Raw genomic sequence first — 17,792 nt, forward strand, 5'->3', positions numbered from 1 at the left:
AGGGATGACGATGGAACAGCAGCAGTCCGAGCGCGGGCTCGTCGTGGTGAGCGAGAGCGGCGTCGGCCGCTACGGCCAGCAGGTCCGGGCCGGCCGCCACGAACTGGCGGCCGACGAGCCGGGGCCGGTGGGCGCCGACAGCGGGCCGAACCCCTACGACCTGCTGCTGGCCGCGCTCGGCAGCTGCACCTCGATGACGGTGCGGATGTACGCGGAGCGCAAGGGCTGGCCGCTGGCGAAGGTCACCGTCGCGCTGCGGCACGAGCGGGTGCACGCCGAGGACTGCGCGGAGTGCGAGAGCGGGCACGGGCTGGTCGACCGGATCACTCGGGAGATCCGGCTGGACGGCGCCCTCGACGCCGAGCAGCGCCGGCGGCTGCTGGACATCGCGGAGAAGTGCCCGGTGCACCGGACGCTGACCGCCGGCGTCGTGGTCAGCACCACGGAGGTGCCGCCGGAGGCCGCCGCCCGGGGCTGAGGGCCGTCACGACTGCCGCTGGCCGGCCAGGTCGACCTCGCCCCGGACCAGGGCGCCGGCCTGGTCCGGCGTCAGCGGGCGGGCGAAGAGGTAGCCCTGGCCGAGCGGGCAGCCCATGGCGGCGAGCAGGTCGCGTTGCTCGGTGTTCTCGATGCCCTCGGCGATGACCTGGACGCCCAGCGTGTCGGCGATCCGGGTGATGCCCTCGACCAGCGCGTACTGCTGCTGCGACATCCCGAGCCCGTCGATGAAGGACTTGTCGATCTTCAGGATCGAGATCGGGAACTCCCGCAGGTAGGAGAGCGAGGAGTAGCCGGTGCCGAAGTCGTCGATCGCGATGCCGACGCCCAGCTCCTCGCTCAGCGTGCGCATGTCGGTGTGCACCCGCTCGTCGCGCCGCATCAGCACCGACTCGGTCAGCTCCAGCACCAGCGCCTCGGGGGCGATCCCGGAGGCCCGTACCGCGGCGCGCACGACGTCGACGAAGCCGGCGTCCCGGAACTGCCGGGCGGACACGTTCACGTTGACCCGCAGGGGTGGCCGGCCGGTGGCGCGGCGGCGGTCGGCGGTCAGCCGCTGCCAGCCGGCGGCCTCGTGCGCGGCGCGCTCCAGGACCCAGGCGCCGAGCGGCACGATCTGGCCGCTCTCCTCGGCGAGCGCGATGAACTCGTCGGGCAGGACCATCCCGCGCCGGTCGTGCGGCCAGCGGACCAGTGCCTCGAAGGCGACCAGCTCGCCCGTCGCCAGGTCGACGATCGGCTGGTAGTAGAGCTTGAACGCGGACTCGGCGATCGCGACGTCCAGGTTCTCGTTCAGCTCGTGCCGCTCTACCAGCCCGGCCTGCAGGGCGGGCTGGTAGTGGCACCACTGGCGCTTGCCGGCCGACTTCGCCGAGTACAGCGCCAGGTCGGCGTGGGTGAGCAGCTCCGCCGAGTCCACGCTGTCCTCGGTAGTCGCCACCCCGATGCTCGCCGTCACCCGGACGGCGCCCGCGCTCAGCTTGAACGGTTCGACGAAGGCGGCCAGCACGCTGTCCGCGATCGCGCCGACGTCCGCGGGGCGCACCGCGTCCTCCACCAGCACCGCGAATTCGTCGCCGCCGAGCCGGGCCGCCGTGTCGGAGGTGCGCAGCGCGGTGGAGACCCGCAGCGAGACGGCGACCAGCAACTCGTCGCCGACCGCGTGGCCCTGGGTGTCGTTGACCACCTTGAAGTCGTCCAGGTCGATGAAGAGCACGCCGGTGACCGCCCCGCTGCGCTCGCCCCGGGAGAGCGCGTGGCCGACCCGGTCCTGGAAGAGCACCCGGTTGGCCAGGCCGGTGAGGGAGTCGTGGAAGGCCCGGTGGGTGAGCTCGCGCTCCATCTGCCGCTGCTCGGTGACGTCGCGCAGGGTGAGCACCAGGCCGCCGACGGTCGGATCCCCGCGCAGGTCGTTGCAGCGCACCTCGGCCTCGATCGGGGTGCGGTCCTGGCGCAGCAGGCGCCAGTGCTCGCGCTGCTGCTCGCGGCTGTCGCCGGTGCGGACCCCGCCGTCCGGGCCGCGCATCCGGGCCAGCGCGCTGCCGACGGTGCGGCTGTCCTCGGGCGGGACGAGGTCCGTGATCAGGACGCCGTCCAGGTCGGCGTAGCCGAGGACGCGTTCGGCGGAGGACGAGGCGTAGCGGACGCCGTCGTCGGCGTTGAGGATCAGGATGACGTCGCTGGCGCTCTGCACCAGGGTGCGGAAGTAGGCCTCGCTGTTGCGGCGGGTGATCTCCTGGCTCAGCATGACGCGCTCGACGGCCAGCGCGGCCTGGGCGGCCAGGATCTCCAGCGAACTCCAGAGGCTGGTCAGCTCCTGCTCGGTGCCAGTCACGATGAGGGCGCCGATCAGCGGGTCGCCGGAGGGGCGCTCGGCCAGGGTGAGCGGGCAGAGCAGTGCGCAGGGCATGCCGTCGAAGCGGGCGGCGAGATCGGTGCCGATGTCCTCGACGGGGAGTAAACGGGTCTCCCGGACGGCCGCCAGGGCGAGCACCTCGTCCGAGTCGGAGCCGTCGTGCAGGTGGTGCTGGGCGGGGCCGCGCTCGGCGTGCCGGATGTGCAGGACGCCGGCCTCGCTGACCGCGAGCAGGGCGACGTGGCCGCGCTCGGTGGGCATCAGGGTGGAGGCGGCCCTCTGGACGGCGTCGGCCACCTCCTCGACGGTGACGGCGGCGGTGAGCGAGGCGCCGGCCTCGCGCAGCACGCGCTCCCGGGCGATGGCCTCGCGCCGGGCGCTCACCACGAGCGCGAGGCGCGCCAGCACGAGCAGGAAGAGCAGCGCGGAGAAGGCGCCGATCACCCCGGCGTTGTGGGTGTTGCCGTTGATCGACTCGACGATCAGGATGGTCGGCGCGACCAGCGAGGCGGCGGCGAGCAGGGCGAGCCGGCCCCGCCCGAGATCGACCTGCTGGGTGGGGACCGGTTTGGTGAGCTCGACCATCGAGGGGTGCAGGGCGGCCGCGCCCCAGGCGGTGTAGAAGGCCGCCCAGCCGAGGTCGACCGGGCTTCCGATGCGCCAGTTGCCGTGCAGCACGATGAGCCCGTACAGGATGTCGGAGATCAGCAGGCCGACCGTGCCGATGGTGAGCAGCTGGAGCGCGCGGCTGCCGCCGCCGCGTGGCGCCAGCAGGCGCAGCAGCAGCGCGAGGACCACCACGTCGCCCAGCGGGTAGGCGATCGAGACGGCCTTCTGGAACCAGCCGAGGTCCGGGTTGCGGGCGTACGGGAGGATCAGGTAGATCCAGGCGAGCAGGGCCAGGCCCATGGTCAGGATGAGGGCGTCCAGCAGGCTGGCGCGGTCCTGGTGGGCCGTGCGCCAGCGGATGAAGCCCAGCACGCCGGCCGCGTAGAGCAGGTACTCGGCGAGGTAGAAGCCGTCGGCGACGGAGGGGAAGGGGCTGCCCAGGTGCAGGAACTGCATCTGGATGACCTGGACGACCTCGCCGGCGGTGAAACTGAGGTTGGCGAGGGCGAGCAGGTACCAGAACAGCCGGTGCGCCGGGCGGTTGAGGTGGACACCCACCACGATGGCCGCTACGCCGCCGAGGCCGATGCCGGTCCACCAGATGATCCGCTGGGTCGGGTTGCTGTAGTAGATGCAGGTGAACAGCACCATCCACGACAGGTAACAGACCATCAGGCGTTGTCGCCGACGTGTCAAGGACGCTACCTCCTCCGCGACATCACTGCGCCGGTCCGGCGGTGACTTCGGGCGAGGACGGGATCTGCCGGGGCAGGTCCGGGGGTTGTGCTCGGGGTTGTGCTCGACTTCCTCGAAAGGTGTACTCGGGTACGACCGTAGGCCCTGTCGGGGGAGTCCGCTCGGGGGTGCCCGCGGTTTCCGGGCAGCGGCCCCGTCCGTCCGGTGGCTTTCGGCCGGACGTTCGGAACGGTCCTTCGGTGCGTATAGTCGGAAATGTCGCACCTCCCAGCATTCTGCCGCCACACCACGAGGTCAAGCCGGTGGACGACGCAGTCGACAGCGCACAGGGCGCGCGCCCGGATGTGAATTCCGGGCGCCACGCCGTGGTGCGGAACGAAGACGGTCAGTATGCGATCTGGCCCGGTGACTTCACCGTGCCGGGCGGCTGGCACACGGTGTTCGGGCCGGCCGGCCTCGCGGACTGCCGGGCCCATGTCGAGCGCGAATGGCGCTGGGCCGGGCTCGGGCTCCCCGGGCCCGGCGGCGTCGGCCGGGGCCCGGCCCGGGCCGGGTTCTCGGACACCGTGCACGGACTGTTCAGGGCCCGGGCCGCCCACGACCCGGACGCGGTCGCCCTGCTCACCGAGGACGGCGAGCTGAGCTACCGCGAGCTCGACCTGCGCAGTGACCGGCTGGCCGCCGTCCTGCGGGCCCGGGGCGTCGGGCCGGAGCGGGTGGTGCCGGTCTGCCTGGAGCGCGGGGCGGCCCTGGTCACGGCCTGGCTCGGCGTGCTCAAGGCCGGTGGGGCCTTCCTGCCGCTGGACCCGGCGCACCCGCAGCGGCGGCTCGCGCAGCTCGTGGTGGACTGCCGGGCGGTGGTGGTGGTCGCGGAGCACGGGCGGCACTTCGCCGGGGTCCCGGTGGTCGGCGCCGACGCGGCCGGACCGGACGGCGATCCCGGTCCGGGCACCGCGGAGACGCCCCCGGGCACCGCCGCGGATCCGGCGGAGTACCCGGTCGAGGACGGCGTCCCGGTGCCGGACCCGGCCGTGCCGGACGACCTGGCGTACCTGATCTACACCTCCGGCACCACCGGCACCCCCAAGGGCGTACCCGTCACCCACCGCTCGCTGGTCTTCACGCTCGACCGGGTGATCCGCGCCTACGAGCTCACCGCGCGTGACCGGGTGCTGCAGCTCGCCGCGCTGGGCTTCGACACCTCGCTGGAGCAGGTCTTCGCCGCGCTGCTCAGCGGCGCGACCCTCGTCCTCGGCGGCGCCCGGACCTGGGCGCCCACCGAGCTGGTGCACCGGATGCGCGAGCTCAGGCTGACCGTCGCCGACCTCACCCCCGCCTACTGGCACCACGTGCTCGCGCTGCTCCCCGAGGGCGGCCCGGCCCCCGAGGGCCTGCGGCTCGTCGTGGTCGGCGGGGACACCGTGCACACCGACGACAGCCGCGACTGCCTGGCCCGGCTGCCCGGCGTCCGGCTGGTCAACGCCTACGGGGTGACCGAGGCGGCCGTGACCTCCACGCTCTGCGAGGTCACCCCGGCGGTGCTGGGGCCGGCCGGCGGGGGCGGGCTCGGCGCGGCCCCCGTCCCGATCGGCAGGCCGCTGCCCGGGGTGCGGCTGCACCTGCTGGACGCCCGGCTGAGCCCGGTGCGGCCCGGCGAGAAGGGCGAGATCTACCTGGGCGGCTCCGGCCTGGCCCGCGGCTACTGGCGGGCCCCCGGGCTCACGGCGGAGGCCTTCCTGCCCGACCCCTACGCGCCCGTCCCCGGCGAGCGGATGTACCGCACCGGCGACGCCGGCCGCTGGCGGCCCGACGGTCAGCTGGAGATCCTCGGCCGCTTCGACGACCAGGTGAAGGTCCGCGGCTACCGGGTGGACCCGGCCGAGGTGGAGTCGGTGCTCGCCGCCCACCCGGACGTGCGGCAGGCCCGGGTCGCCGCCGACGGCGCCGCGGACGGCACGCACGTGCTGACCGCCTACTACACGCTCGCCGACCGGGACGGCTCCGGCGCCCGGGCCCGGCGGTCCCAGATCCGCGACTACCTCGCCGAGCGGCTGCCGGACTTCATGGTCCCGGCCGACTTCGTCCTCCTCGACAGCATGCCGCTCACCGCCGCCGGCAAGATCGACCGGCGCCGGCTGCCGCGCACCGCGCCGCAGCTCCAGCGGCGCGCGGGGCGCGACGGCGAGGGCACCGTGGAGGCTCGCGGCGCCGACACCCGGTCCGACGCGCCCGACGGTGCCCGCCGCGCCGCGGGCCCGCTCGCCGACGGCTCCGGGAGCGCGATCGAACCCGCCGTCGCGCACCTCTGGTCCGAGCTGCTCGGCGTCGAGGAGGTCGGGCCCGCCGACGACTTCTTCGCCCTCGGCGGCAACTCGCTGCTCGCCATGGAGATGCTGGCCCGGGCCCGGATCATGTTCGGCATCGACGTCACCAGGATCCGCTTCCTCACCCGCTCGCTGCTGCGCGACGCCACCCTGCGGGCCTTCGCGACCGCCACCCAGTCCGCCCGCGCCGGCGGCAACGGCTTCGGCGAGGCGGCCGTCGACTGGACGGCCGAGGCCGAACTCGGCACCCCCGTACGGCAGTCCTGGCGCCCCGCGCCCTCGCGCGCCGAACCGGCCGAGATCCTGCTCACCGGCGCCACCGGCTTCTGCGGCGCCCACCTGCTCGCCGCCCTGCTGGACACCACCGGGGCACGTGTCCACTGCCTGGTCCGCGCCCCCGACGAGGAGCACGCGCTGGAGCGCATCCGGGCCGCCCAGCAGCGGTACCTGCGCAAGGACGTGCTGGACGGCCGGGTGGTCCCGCTGGTCGGGGACCTCGCCGAACCGCTGCTCGGGCTCTCCCAGCACCGCTTCGAGGCGCTCGCCGACAGCCTGGACGCGATCCACCACCTCGGCGGGCAGGTCAACTTCATCTACCCGTACCACCAGTTGCGCGGCCCCAACGTCGGCGGCACCCGGGAGGTCGTCCGGCTGGCCGGGCACTCGCGGGGCATCCCGGTGCACTACCTCTCCACGCTCGCCGTGCTGGCCGGCTTCGGCCCGGCGGGTGTCGGCGAGGTGACCGAACGGACGCCGCTGGCCCACCCGGACCGGCTCGCGGTCGGCTACGTGGAGAGCAAGTGGGTCGCCGAGCAGCTGCTGCACAACGCGGCGGCGGCCGGGCTGCCGGTCACCGTGCTGCGGACCAACGACGTCACCGGCGACCTCACCACCGGGGTGATGAACACCGGAACGGAGATCTGCGCGCTGATCAAGTACATCGCCGACAGCGGGAGTTGCCCGGACGTCCGGCTGCTGCTCGACTTCGTCCCGGCCGACCGGTTCAGCCGCGCCGTCGCGCACATCGCCCGGCACGCCCCCGCGATCGGCGAGGTCTACCACATCACCTCGCCGCGCCCCGCCGTGCTCGCCGACCTCGCCGAACGGCTGCGGGCGCGCGGCCACCCGGTGGAGCAAGTCCCCTACAAGGCCTGGGTCGAGGACCTCGTCCGGTTCGCCGCCGGGCACCCCACCCACCCGATGACCCCGTTCGTGCCGCTCTTCGTGGACCGCAGCCCGGGTACCGAACTGTCCATCAGCGAGATGTACTTCCGGCCGACATTCCCGCTCTTCGACCGGGCCAACACCGACCAGGCGCTGGTGGGCAGCGGGATCGAGCTCCCGGCGGTGGACGACGCCTTACTCGACCGCTACCTGGAGCAGTTGACCGCGGAGGGCTTCCTGATACCCCCGGCGGGGGTGGTCCGGCGGTGAGCGGGGGCGGCGGCGACGGGGAGTTCGGCGACGGGGCTTTCGGCGACGGGGCTTTCGGCGACGCCGTGTTCGGGGGCCTGGACGTGCGGCGCGCGCCGCGGGACGGGCCGGTGGCGTTCGGGGCGCGGCTCGGGCCGGACGTGCTGCTGGCGGCCTACCGGCACGGGCTCTTCCCGATGCCCGCCGCCGACGACTACGCGAGCGCCTTCAACGAAGTCCGATTCGAGGAGGCGGTGGCGGCGGGGGAGGTGGCGCTGCTGCCCGGCGCCGAGGACGACCCCTACGCGCTCGCCTGGTGGTCGCCCGACCCCCGCCCGGTGCTCGCCCCGGACGCGGTGCACGTCGGGAGCCGGCTCGCCCGGCGGCTGCGGAACGGCCGGCGGTGGTGGACCAGCGCCGACCGGGCCTTCCCGCGCGTGCTCGAAGCCTGCGCGCAGGCACGCCAACCCTCCTGGCTCGTACCGGAGCTGCGTGACGCGCTGGTCGAACTCCAGCGGCGCGGCGCCGCCCACAGCGCCGAGGTCTGGGAGGGCGAGGAGCTGATCGGCGGGGTCTTCGGGGTGGCCGTCGGCCCGGTGCTCAGCCTGGACTCGATGTTCCACCGCCGCTCCGACGCCGGCCGGGTCGCCGTGGCCGACCTCGCCGCGCGGTTCGCCGACGCGGGCGGGCGCCTGCTGGACGCCCAGTGGGACTCGCCCCACGTCCGCGCGCTCGGCGCCGCCGCCGTCCCGCGCGAGCGCTACCTGGCCGAACTGGCCGCACCGGCCGAGGTCGGTCCGCTGGCCACCGCGATGCTCCCGGCGGCCCGGCTGGGCCGGTGACCGCGGCCGCCGGTCCCGCGGTGGAGGCGGCGGAGGCGCCGGTGCGGCCGACGACGCGGCCCCGCCCGGGAGGTTCCCGGCGGGGCCGGCCGGTCGGTGACGTCGGCCGGGCGAACGCCCCGGCGTCAGTACGGCTGGACGAGGACGTGCGCGGCGCCCGGGATGCCGACCTTCAGCAGCTCGTCCTCCTCCGGGGTGGTCGGCGTGCCGGTCTCCTGCTTCAGGACCGCCCGCGAGAGCGCCTGCACCCACATCGCGCGCGGCCGGCGGCGCTCCTCCCAGGCGGCGAGCGCGGCCGCGACGTCCGTGGCCGGGTCCTCGACCGCGTCCAGGCTCTGGGCCAGCACCAGCGCGTCCTCGACCGCCATCGCCGCGCCCTGCGCCAGGTGCGGGGTGCTCGCGTGCGCGGCGTCGCCGGCCAGCACCACCCGGCCGACGTGCCACGGCTCCTCGACACTGACCTGGGAGATCCGCGAGTAGACCACCGCGGCCGGGTCGGTGACCAGCGCCAGCGCCTCGGCGACCGGGCCGCCGAAGCCGGTCAGCCGCTCGGCCAGCTGCTCGTGGGCGCGCTCCTCGTCCGGGCGGAAGTCCGCCGGCTCGGCGAACACCGATCCCAGGTACATCAGCTCGTCGGTGATCGGGGTCAGCAGCGCCTTCGCCCGCTGGTTCCCGGCGGACATCACCACGCCCTGCACCTCGGGCGAACGCGGCAGCGTCACCCGCCAGTTGGCGAATCCGGTGTACTCGGGCAGGTACTTCTCGCCGTACAGCCGGCGGCGCAGCGGCGAACCGATCCCGTCGAAGCCGACCACCAGGTCGTAGCGGCCGTGGTGGCCGTCGGTCAGGGTGACGTCGACGCCCGCGCCGTCGTCGGTCAGTTCGGCGATCGTGGTGCCGAAGCGGAGGGTGGCACCGGCGGCGGTGGCGGCGTCGCCCAGCACCCCGGCCAGGGCGGGGCGCGGTATGCCGTTGTTGGACGGGGCGTCACCCATCCGGGGCTGCGGGATCTTGGCGAGGGTGGCGCCGGACGGGTCGCAGATGGTCAGCACCTCCCACTCGAAGCCGGCCGCCAGGCAGGCCTCCAGCACGCCGATCTCGCGCATCACGTGCAGGGCGTTGGACGGCTGGATGATGCCGACGCCGAGCGCCTCCAGGCCCTCGCGCAGCTCGGCCACGTCGACCCGGTGGCCGCGCCGGGCGAGCGCGGTGGCCAGGGTCAGGCCGCCGATGCCGCCGCCGTGGATCAGTACGCGCAGGGGTGAGCTCATGACGGGGGTCTCCCAAGGGGGTCGGTGCGGGCGGTGCGGTGCGGTGGGGTCGGGTGCGGGGTGGTCGGGTGCGGGGCGGGCCGGGGTCAGCCGACCGGCGCGGGCCGGGCAGCGGAGAGGTCCATCAGGTGGTCGACCAGGGCCAGCAGGAGGTCCCGGCCGAAGCCGCGGTCGCGCACGTCGCCGAGCAGCATCGGGACCTGCGGGTCCAGGTCCAGGGCAGCCCGGATCTCGTCCGGCGTCCGGGTGTTCTGCCCGTGGAAGCAGTTGATCGCCACCACGAAGGGGATGCCCCGGCTCTCGAAGAAGTCGATCGAGGCGAAGCTGGTCTCCAGCCGGCGGGTGTCGGCGATGACGACGCCGCCGAGCGCGCCGTTCACCAGGTCGTTCCACATGAACCAGAAGCGCTCCTGGCCGGGGGTGCCGAACAGGTAGACCACCAGGTCGGGGCTGACCGTGATCCGGCCGAAGTCCAGGGCGACGGTGGTGGTGTCCTTGCTGTCCACGCCGGACAGGTCGTCGACGCCCACGCTGGCACGGGTCAGGTACTCCTCGGTGCGCAGCGGGGCGACCTCGCTGACCGAGCCGACCAGGGTGGTCTTGCCGACGCCGAAGCCGCCCGCGATGAGGATCTTCACGGCGGACGGCGCGGTGGCGCCGGAGGCGGAGGAGGAGGGAAGGGGTGCGGTCGGTGCCATGGTTCAGAGTCTCCGGAGTCCTTCGCGAACGGCCGTCAGCAGGCCGAGGTCCAGGCCCCCGCCGGCCCGGGCCACCGAGAGCGGCGCCCGGGCCAGCAGCAGGCCCTGGGAGATCAGGTCGCCCAGGAGGATCTTGGTGACCGAGATCGGCAGGTCCAGCTCCGCCGCCACCTCGGCGACGGCGGCCGGACGCCGGCAGCGGTCCAGGATCATCCGGTGCTCGGGCTGGAGCCCGCGCGGCCCCGAGCGGGAGGAGCCCCGCGCCAGGACGGTGCGGGCCTCCTCCGACACGGTGGTCAGCACGGTGATCAGGGTGAGGTCGTCGCGCTCGGGCGCGGTGCGGCCGCGGGTGATGGTGTACGGGCGCACCATCGTGCCGGCACCGTCGTCCTCGTCCTCGTCGGGCACCTCGCTCCAGTGCGGGATCACCGGGGCATCAACCCCGGTTCCTGGCCGCGAAGGCGTCGAAGTCGCTGCGCACCGGCGTGCTCAGCTTCTGGCCGACCTGCTGGACCAGGGTGTGCATGGCCACCGACATCACCTCGGCGTCCACCTCCTGGGAGGCGACCACGGCCAGGTGGGTGCCCTGCGCCGCGGCGATGATGAACAGCCAGACCTCGGACAGCTCGACGATCACCTGGTGCACCGGCCCGCCGTCGAACAGCTGGCCGACGCCCCGGGCGAGGCTCTGCTGGCCGGTCGCGACGGCGGCCAGCCGCTCGGCGTCGGCCCGCTCGATGGTGCGGGAGTGGCTGACGACCAGGCCGTCGTCGGAGAGCAGCACGGCGTTTCTGGTCCCGGCCACCGAGTCGACGAGTCCGTCCAGCAGCCAGTCCAGGTCCTGGTGGGTGGCGATCGTGCGGTTCATGACTGGTCATCCGTCCTAGTGGTTCGGGGATCCGCGGCGGGCAGGGCCCAGGGGGCCGGGTCCGGTGCGGGCGCCGGGGAGCCGGCGGATCCGGTGGGGGGCGCCGGGCGGGAGCCGCGGGTGAAGACGTCGGGCCCGGGGAGGTGGACCTCGCCGGAGTCCTGGCCGCGGGCCACCCGGGACTGTCGCTGGAAGGCGCCGATGGCCGCGCCCGAGCGGCGCGGGGGGCGCTGGAACGCGCCGGCCGAGCCGATCGGCGTGCCGAAGGAGCCCGGCATGCCCGGCGCTCCGGTGACGCGCTCGCCGGGCGCCGGGGCCGGCGGCGGGACGCGCAGCTCGGCGGCCAGGCTGGCCTGGCGAACCCGCTGCGGCAGCGGCGCCTGGCCGTCGGCCGGCTCGCTGAGCGGCACCGTCGAGGCGTACTCGCGCCGCTCGGCGAGGCGGTAGTGGTCGGCCGGGCGGTACTGCTCGTCGGCGTAGGGGGCCTCCGCGGGCGTCACCTTGGCGTAGGCGATGTCCGGGTAGGCGGGGGCGTCCTGGGCGGGGGTGTCCCGGGCGGAGGCGTCCTGGAGGGGCGTCTCCTGGGCGGGCGTCCGGGCGAGCGGCTCCTGGGCGGGCGCGGCGTACTCCGGGGTGCCGTCGGCGGGCGCGGCGTACTCCTGGCCCCCGTAGGCGTCCGTGCCGTACCCGTTCGTCCCGTAGCCGTCGGTGCGGTACCCGCCGGTGCCGTACTCGGCGCCGCCGTCGCCGGCCGTGCCGTACCCGCCGGCGCCGTACCCCGCGCTGCCGTAGCCGGCCGAGGCGTCGACCGGGGAGCTGTGCTCGACCGGCTGCTCGGGCGCGGGCGGCTGGATGTACTCGACGTGCGCGAACGCCTCGGCCGAGTTCTCCGCGGCCGCGGTCGCGACCAGGACGGTCTCCGGCGGCTCGATCGCCGGCGGGGCCGTCGCGACCGCCGTCGCCACGGTGGCCTCCCGGTCCGCCGGCCGGGCGTGGGCCGGGGTCCCGGCGAGGGCGTCCGGCGCGGTCCTGCGGGTGCGCCGGGCGAGCGGGATCGGCTCGACCGGGGTGGCGTCCGGCAGCCCGGCGTCACCGTCGATGACCAGCTCGTCGGGGACGAGCACGACCACCCGGGTGCCGCCGAAGGCCGACGGGCGGAACTCGATCCTCAGGTTGGAGTTGGCGGCCAGCCGGGCGACCACGTAGAAGCCGAGGCGGATGTCGTCCGCCCGGGCCAGCACGTCCATCCGGGGCGGACGGCTCATCAGCTCGTTGGCCGCGTCGTACTGCTCCGGGTCCATGCCGAGGCCGCGGTCCTCGATCTCCACCGCGAGTCCGCGGCCGACCATCGCGGCACGGACCTCGACCGGCGTCGGCGGCTTGGAGAAGCTCGCGGCGTTCTCCATCAGCTCGGCGATCACGTGCGCGACCGGGCCGACGGCGCGCTCGGAGAGCCACGGGTGGCCCTCGACGTCCAGCATGATCCGCCGGTAGTCCTGCACCTCGCTCTGGGCGGCCCGCAGCACGTCCAGCAGCGGGACCGGCTTGCGCCAGCGCCGCTGCGGCTGGCCGCCGGCCAGGATGACCAGGTTCTCCTCGTAGCGCCGCAGGCGGGCGGTGAGGTGGTCGAGGTCGAACAGGCCCTCCAGCACCTCCGGGTCCTCGTGCTTGCGCTCCAGCTCGTCCAGCTTGCGCAGCTGCTGACCGATCAGCAGCTGGGTGCGGCGGGCGATGCGCTGCAGCAGCCGCTCGAAGCCGCGGTGCTGGTCGGCCTGCCGGACGGAGGTCTCCAGCGCGGAGGTGCGGGCCAGGTTGAGCGCCTGGCCGAGCTGGGCCAGCTCGTCGGTGCCGTTGCCGTGCGGATCGGCGGTGATGGCGCGGCTCTCGGCCTCGACGTCGACCTGCTCGCCCCGCGAGAGGCGCTCCACGACCTCGGGCAGCGTCCGCTCCAGCTCCTCGGCCTGGGTGTGCAGCGCCTTGATCCGGCGGCGCAGCGAGCGGGTCAGCCGCCAGCTGGTGAGGATCACCGCGACGACCGCGATCAGGCCGATGACGGTGGTCAGCACGAAGGCGGTGAGCAGCGAGAGGAAGGAGCCCTTGCCGACCTCGACGATGCCGTCGGTGCGGGTCTCGATCGCCTTCACCAGCTCCGGGTTGAGCTGGTCGAGCGCCTGGCGCCACTGGTCCTGGGCGGCCGGGAGCTTGACGGCGCCGCTCGGATCGGCCGGGGTGGCCCTGACCAGCGACTGCTCCACGGAGGCCTTGGCCTGCCAGGCGGGGCTGGTCATGACGTCCTGCCAGGCGGCGGCCTCGGCGGCCGGCACGTACGGCACGACCTGCACGGTGAACAGGTGGTCCTGCGCGCCGATCGCCTGCTGGACCTGCTGGTAGTCGCCGGCGGTGAGCTTGCCGGACGGCCAGCCGCGGGCCAGCAGGGCGTCCTCGCGGGCCAGCATCTCCTTGGCCCAGAAGGCGTTCACCAGGGTCTTGGAGATCCAGGTGACCTCGCCGTTGTCGACGTGGCTCAGCGCGGTGAACAGCCGCAGGTCGACGGCGATCAGGTCGGTGTAGTAGGTGAAGGCGGTCTGCTGGTCGACGGCGGCGCGGTCGATCGCCGCCCGCTGCTCGGCCAGCTTGCCCATCGCCTGCCGGGCCTCGGTGACCGCGGTGCGCACCTCGGTGGGCGCGCTGTCGGCGGTCTCGTCGGAGAGCGACTGGAACTGGCGCACCGCGTCGTCGGTGAGCTGTCGCTGGCGGCGCAGCGCGTCGGTGACGCTGCCGGGCCGGGCGAGCGCCTCGGCGCTGAGCCGGCGCTCCTCCTGGAGGTTGTAGTAGACGTGGTTGGACGGCTGCCCGGCCTTCTGGGCCAGCAGGCCCTGGGCCGCCTGGCGCTGGAAGTCGAGGAAGGTCTGGCCGCTGGTGATCGCCCAGAGGGCGGCGAGGGCGAGACTGGGGACGACGGCCAGGACGAGCAGCGCCGTCCGCAGGGACAGGCGCGGACGCCTGCGGGGGGACTTCGGCGTCGGGGGCCGCCGATTCGCACGCGCGCGCAGAGCTGACTCCTTGGGACTGGCGGCCGGCCTGGTGGGGCCGAACCGTCCGGGGGCACGAGCTTTTGACGAAGTGATACTAGTCATACGGTGTGATAGGAGTGAAAACTCGTTCGCTGCCTGGACGGTGTGCGCACACAGTCTTAACACACCGTCATCGGGTCGTTAATGATCGGTGAACGAAGGAGCCTTGCGGGGCGCGGCGCTCCAGGGCTCCGGCGGCCGGCCGCCGATGCGCCGTGATCGTGTGCGGAGCGTGCCTCCCGATTGCCCGCCCGGCCGGGGGGCGGCTGCCCTGCCGGTGCGGCCGCGACTGCCCGAACGGGTGCTCGTGGAGGCGGGCTGACGGGGGATCGGGGCGGGGGCCGGCCCGGCCCGTCGGGCAGCCCCGACGGCTCGGGCGGCTCGGGGGCTCGGGTGGCTCAGGGGCTCGGGCGGCTCGGGCGGCTCGGGGGCTCGGGTGGCTCAGGCGGCGAGCAGGCGGGTCAGGGTCGAGGTCAGTTCGTCCGCCAGGACCTGCCCGGCCGCCTCCGCGTCGCGCCGGCGGACGGCCTCCACCAGCTCCGCGTGGGTCGCGTAGCCGTGGTGCGGATCGCCCTCGCGCAGCCCCAGCAGTCCGACCAGCTCGACCAGGCGCTCCCGGAGTACCGGGACGAACTCGGCGAACAGATCGGAGAGCACCGGATTGTGGGCGGCCGCCACCACCGTCGCGTGCAGGGCGATGTCCGCGTCCACGAAGGCGGCGTCGTCCGCCGCGCCCGCCGCGTGGCGGGCGGTCAGCGCCCGGTCGAGCGCCGCCTCGTCGGCCTCGTCGTGCCGGACGGCGGCCAGCCGGGCCGCCTGGACCTCGATCATCGCCCGCACCTCGTACACGTGCGCCAGCTCGGCCCGGCGCAGCCGCGCCGACCAGTCCTCGCCCGGCCGGTCCGCCGTCACGAACACCCCCGAGCCCTGGCGGCTCTGCACCATGCCGGCGCCCGCCAGTGCGCGCAGCGCCTCCCGGACGGTGGACCGTCCGACGCCCAGCTCCTTGGCCAGGGCCACCTCGCCGGGGAGCTTGCCGCCGACCGGCCACTGCCCGGCCGCGATCTGCTCGGCGATCCGCCGGGTCGCCTGGTCGACCAGGGGGGAGGGGCGCAGTGGGTCGAGCGGAGACATCGCGTTCACCTGTCAGGTTGTCTGAGGACTTGGTTCACGGTTACGGTACCCCGCATGAAGTCGTGGAGTCTCCTTCCCGGCTGCCTTCGCGGTGGCCTTCTTGGTGGCCGCAGCGGGGTCTGACCGGACCGGCACCCCGCTGCGGGGCGCCGTGCTGCCGGTTCGTCCTCCGGTGCAGAACCCGAGACGAAGGACCTCCCATGCCATTCCCCACGCTCCGCACCCCCGCCGGGCCCGTACCGGCCGCCGCCCCCGACTGGAACCCGCAGCGCGGCAGCGCCATGCCGTTCCAGCGCTACCGCCCCGCCCACGAGCGGGTCGAGCTGCCCGCCGGCGACCGGCGGCAGTGGCCCTCCCGGCGGATCGAGCGGGCTCCGCTCTGGGTGCCCGTCGACCTGCGCGACGGCAACCAGGCGCTGGCCGAGCCGATGGACCCGGCGCGCAAGCAGCGGATGTTCGACCTCTTCCTGGCCATGGGCTTCAAGGAGATCGAGGTCGGCTACCCCTCCGCCAGCCGGACCGACTTCGACTTCGTCCGCCGGCTGGCCGACACGCCCGGGGCCGTCCCCGAGGACGTCACCGTGGTGGTCTTCACCGCCGCCCGCGCCGACCTGGTCGAGCGGACCTTCCGCTCCGTCGAGGGGCTGCCCCGGGTGGTCGTGCACCTCTACACCGCCACCGCGCCGATCTGGCGCGACGTGGTGCTCGGCCGCGGCCGGGCGGAGGTGCGCGCCCTGGTCACCGAGGCCGCCGAACTGATGGCCCGGCTGGCCGAGGGCCGCCCCGGCGTCCGCTTCGAGTTCTCGCCGGAGGTGTTCAACCTGACCGAGCCGGACTACGTCCTGGAGGTCTGCAACGGCCTCACCGAGCTGTGGGACGCGAGCCCCGACCGGCCGGTGATCCACAACCTGCCCGCCACCGTCGAGATCGCCACCCCCAATGTCTACGCCGACCAGATCGAGTACGTGCACCGCCACCTGGCCCGGCGGGAGTCGGTGATCCTCTCCGTCCACCCGCACAACGACCGCGGCACCGGGGTCGCCTGCGCCGAACTCGCCCTGCTGGCGGGCGCGCAGCGGGTCGAGGGCTGCCTGTTCGGCAACGGCGAGCGGACCGGCAACGTCGACCTCGTCACGCTGGCGCTCAACCTGCACACCCAGGGCGTCGACCCGATGATCGACTTCTCGGACATCGACGAGATCCGGCGCACCGTCGAACACGTCAACCGGCTGCCCGTGCACGAACGCCACCCCTACGCCGGCGACCTCGTGCACACCGCCTTCTCCGGCACCCACCAGGACGCCATCCGGAAGGGCTTCGCGCACCACGCCAAGGCGGCGGCCGACCTCGGCCTGCCACCGGGCCGGGCCCCGTGGGCCGTTCCCTACCTGCCGATCGACCCGGCCGACCTCGGGCGGGACTACGAGGCGGTGATCCGGGTCAACAGCCAGTCCGGCAAGGGCGGGATCGCCTACCTGCTGCAGACCGGGCACGGGCTGGAGCTGCCCCGGCGGCTCCAGATCGAGTTCGCCCGGGTGGTCCAGGAGTCGGCCGACGACAGCGGCCGCGAGGTCGGGGCCGACGAGCTGTACGCGCTGTTCCGCTCCCACTACCTGGACGCGGCCCCGGCCGTCGACTGGCGCACCGGGGAGGAGGACGGCCGCCACTGGGCCGAGGTCGGCGGGCACCGGGGCGAGGGCAACGGCCCGCTGGACGCCGTCACCGCCGCACTGCGCGCCGCCGGGACGGCCGTCGACATCCTCCGCTTCACCGAGCACGCCGTGCGCACCGGGCCCGACAGCGACGCCGTCGCCTACGTCGAGGCGCGGGTGGCGGGACAGGTGGTCTGGGGCGCCGGCCGGGACTCCTCCGTCCTCGTGGCCGGGGTCCGGGCCGTGCTGAGCACCGTCGGCCGGGCGGCCGCGGGGCACGGGAGGATGCCGGTATGACACCCTCCCTCCCCACCCGGAGCCAGGCGGTCGCCGACGCCCTCGCGGCGGCCGGCCTGCCCGGCGAGATCCGCGTCCTGCCCGACTCCGCGCGCACCGCCGCCGAGGCGGCCGCCGCCCTCGGCTGCGAGGCCGGGGCCATCGCCAACAGCCTGGTGTTCAGCTGCGACGGCGCTCCGCTGCTGGTCATGACCAGCGGGGCGCACCGCGTCGACACGGCCTACCTGGCCGGGCGGCTGGGCACCGGCCCGATCGTCCGGGCGAGCGCCGCCGAGGTCCGCGAGGCCACCGGCCAGGCCATCGGCGGCGTCGCCCCGGTGGGCCACCCGGCGCCGCTGCGCACCGTGGTGGACGAGGCGCTGGCCGGGTACGAGCTGCTCTGGGCGGCCGCCGGACACCCGCACACCGTGGTGCCCATGACCTACGACGAACTGCTCCGGCTCACCGGCGGCACGCCGTCGGCGGTGGTCGCGCCCTAGCCTCCGGTCCCCTGGCGCCGCGCGCGCGTGGCGTCAGGGGGCGGGCGACGGGGTCGATTTCACCTTTGGATCATCCCTTGGT

The 17,792-nt window shown here is 74.6% G+C and carries 12 protein-coding genes; 5 read left to right on the forward strand and 7 right to left on the reverse strand.

Annotated features, from left to right (window positions below):
- The first annotated feature begins 10 nt into the window (after positions 1-10).
- Entirely contained in the window at positions 11-478 is a 468-nt protein-coding gene (locus OG618_RS28265) for an OsmC family protein (protein ID WP_329490366.1), read from the forward strand.
- A 6-nt stretch (positions 479-484) separates the two neighbouring features.
- Here OG618_RS28265 and OG618_RS28270 read toward each other — a convergent pair whose 3' ends face one another.
- Positions 485-3,658: a putative bifunctional diguanylate cyclase/phosphodiesterase gene (locus OG618_RS28270; protein WP_329490367.1), complete on the reverse strand. Its 3,174-nt coding sequence runs from the start codon at positions 3,656-3,658 to the stop codon at positions 485-487.
- A 344-nt stretch (positions 3,659-4,002) separates the two neighbouring features.
- Here OG618_RS28270 and OG618_RS28275 point away from each other — a divergent pair, with 344 nt between their 5' ends.
- Positions 4,003-7,416 (forward strand): amino acid adenylation domain-containing protein, encoded by a 3,414-nt coding sequence (locus OG618_RS28275; protein WP_329492318.1) that lies wholly within the window; start codon positions 4,003-4,005, stop codon positions 7,414-7,416.
- Positions 7,413-8,237: a leucyl/phenylalanyl-tRNA--protein transferase gene (locus OG618_RS28280; RefSeq protein ID WP_329490368.1), complete on the forward strand. Its 825-nt coding sequence runs from the start codon at positions 7,413-7,415 to the stop codon at positions 8,235-8,237. The genes OG618_RS28275 and OG618_RS28280 overlap by 4 nt, the downstream gene beginning before the upstream one ends.
- 125 nt (positions 8,238-8,362) lie before the next feature.
- On the opposite strand, the gene OG618_RS28285 is transcribed toward OG618_RS28280, so the two are convergent.
- From OG618_RS28285 to OG618_RS28310, 6 genes are all read right to left on the reverse strand, one after another.
- A complete protein-coding gene (locus tag OG618_RS28285; RefSeq protein WP_329490369.1) occupies positions 8,363-9,508 on the reverse strand; it encodes an FAD-dependent monooxygenase in 1,146 nt (381 codons plus the stop codon).
- Positions 9,509-9,594: 86 nt separating this feature from the next.
- The gene (locus OG618_RS28290; protein ID WP_329490370.1) at positions 9,595-10,206 is read right to left on the reverse strand and encodes a GTP-binding protein; all 612 of its coding nucleotides are present in this window, start codon (positions 10,204-10,206) and stop codon (positions 9,595-9,597) included.
- A gap of 3 nt (positions 10,207-10,209) precedes the next feature.
- A complete protein-coding gene (locus OG618_RS28295) occupies positions 10,210-10,635 on the reverse strand; it encodes a DUF742 domain-containing protein (protein ID WP_380386868.1) in 426 nt (141 codons plus the stop codon).
- A 7-nt stretch (positions 10,636-10,642) separates the two neighbouring features.
- The gene (locus tag OG618_RS28300; protein ID WP_329490371.1) at positions 10,643-11,074 is read right to left on the reverse strand and encodes a roadblock/LC7 domain-containing protein; all 432 of its coding nucleotides are present in this window, start codon (positions 11,072-11,074) and stop codon (positions 10,643-10,645) included.
- Positions 11,071-14,211: a nitrate- and nitrite sensing domain-containing protein gene (locus tag OG618_RS28305; RefSeq protein WP_329490372.1), complete on the reverse strand. Its 3,141-nt coding sequence runs from the start codon at positions 14,209-14,211 to the stop codon at positions 11,071-11,073. Before OG618_RS28305 ends, OG618_RS28300 begins: the two co-directional genes overlap by 4 nt.
- A 378-nt stretch (positions 14,212-14,589) precedes the next feature.
- Positions 14,590-15,282: a FadR/GntR family transcriptional regulator gene (locus OG618_RS28310; protein WP_329490374.1), complete on the reverse strand. Its 693-nt coding sequence runs from the start codon at positions 15,280-15,282 to the stop codon at positions 14,590-14,592.
- Positions 15,283-15,482: 200 nt separating this feature from the next.
- Here OG618_RS28310 and OG618_RS28315 point away from each other — a divergent pair, with 200 nt between their 5' ends.
- Entirely contained in the window at positions 15,483-17,231 is a 1,749-nt protein-coding gene (locus OG618_RS28315) for a 2-isopropylmalate synthase (protein WP_329490375.1), read from the forward strand.
- Positions 17,228-17,710 (forward strand): YbaK/EbsC family protein, encoded by a 483-nt coding sequence (locus OG618_RS28320; RefSeq protein WP_329490376.1) that lies wholly within the window; start codon positions 17,228-17,230, stop codon positions 17,708-17,710. The genes OG618_RS28315 and OG618_RS28320 overlap by 4 nt, the downstream gene beginning before the upstream one ends.
- The last annotated feature ends 82 nt before the right edge of the window (positions 17,711-17,792 follow it).

Origin of the sequence: Kitasatospora sp. NBC_01246, assembly GCF_036226505.1 — a bacterium.
GTDB lineage: Bacteria > Actinomycetota > Actinomycetes > Streptomycetales > Streptomycetaceae > Kitasatospora.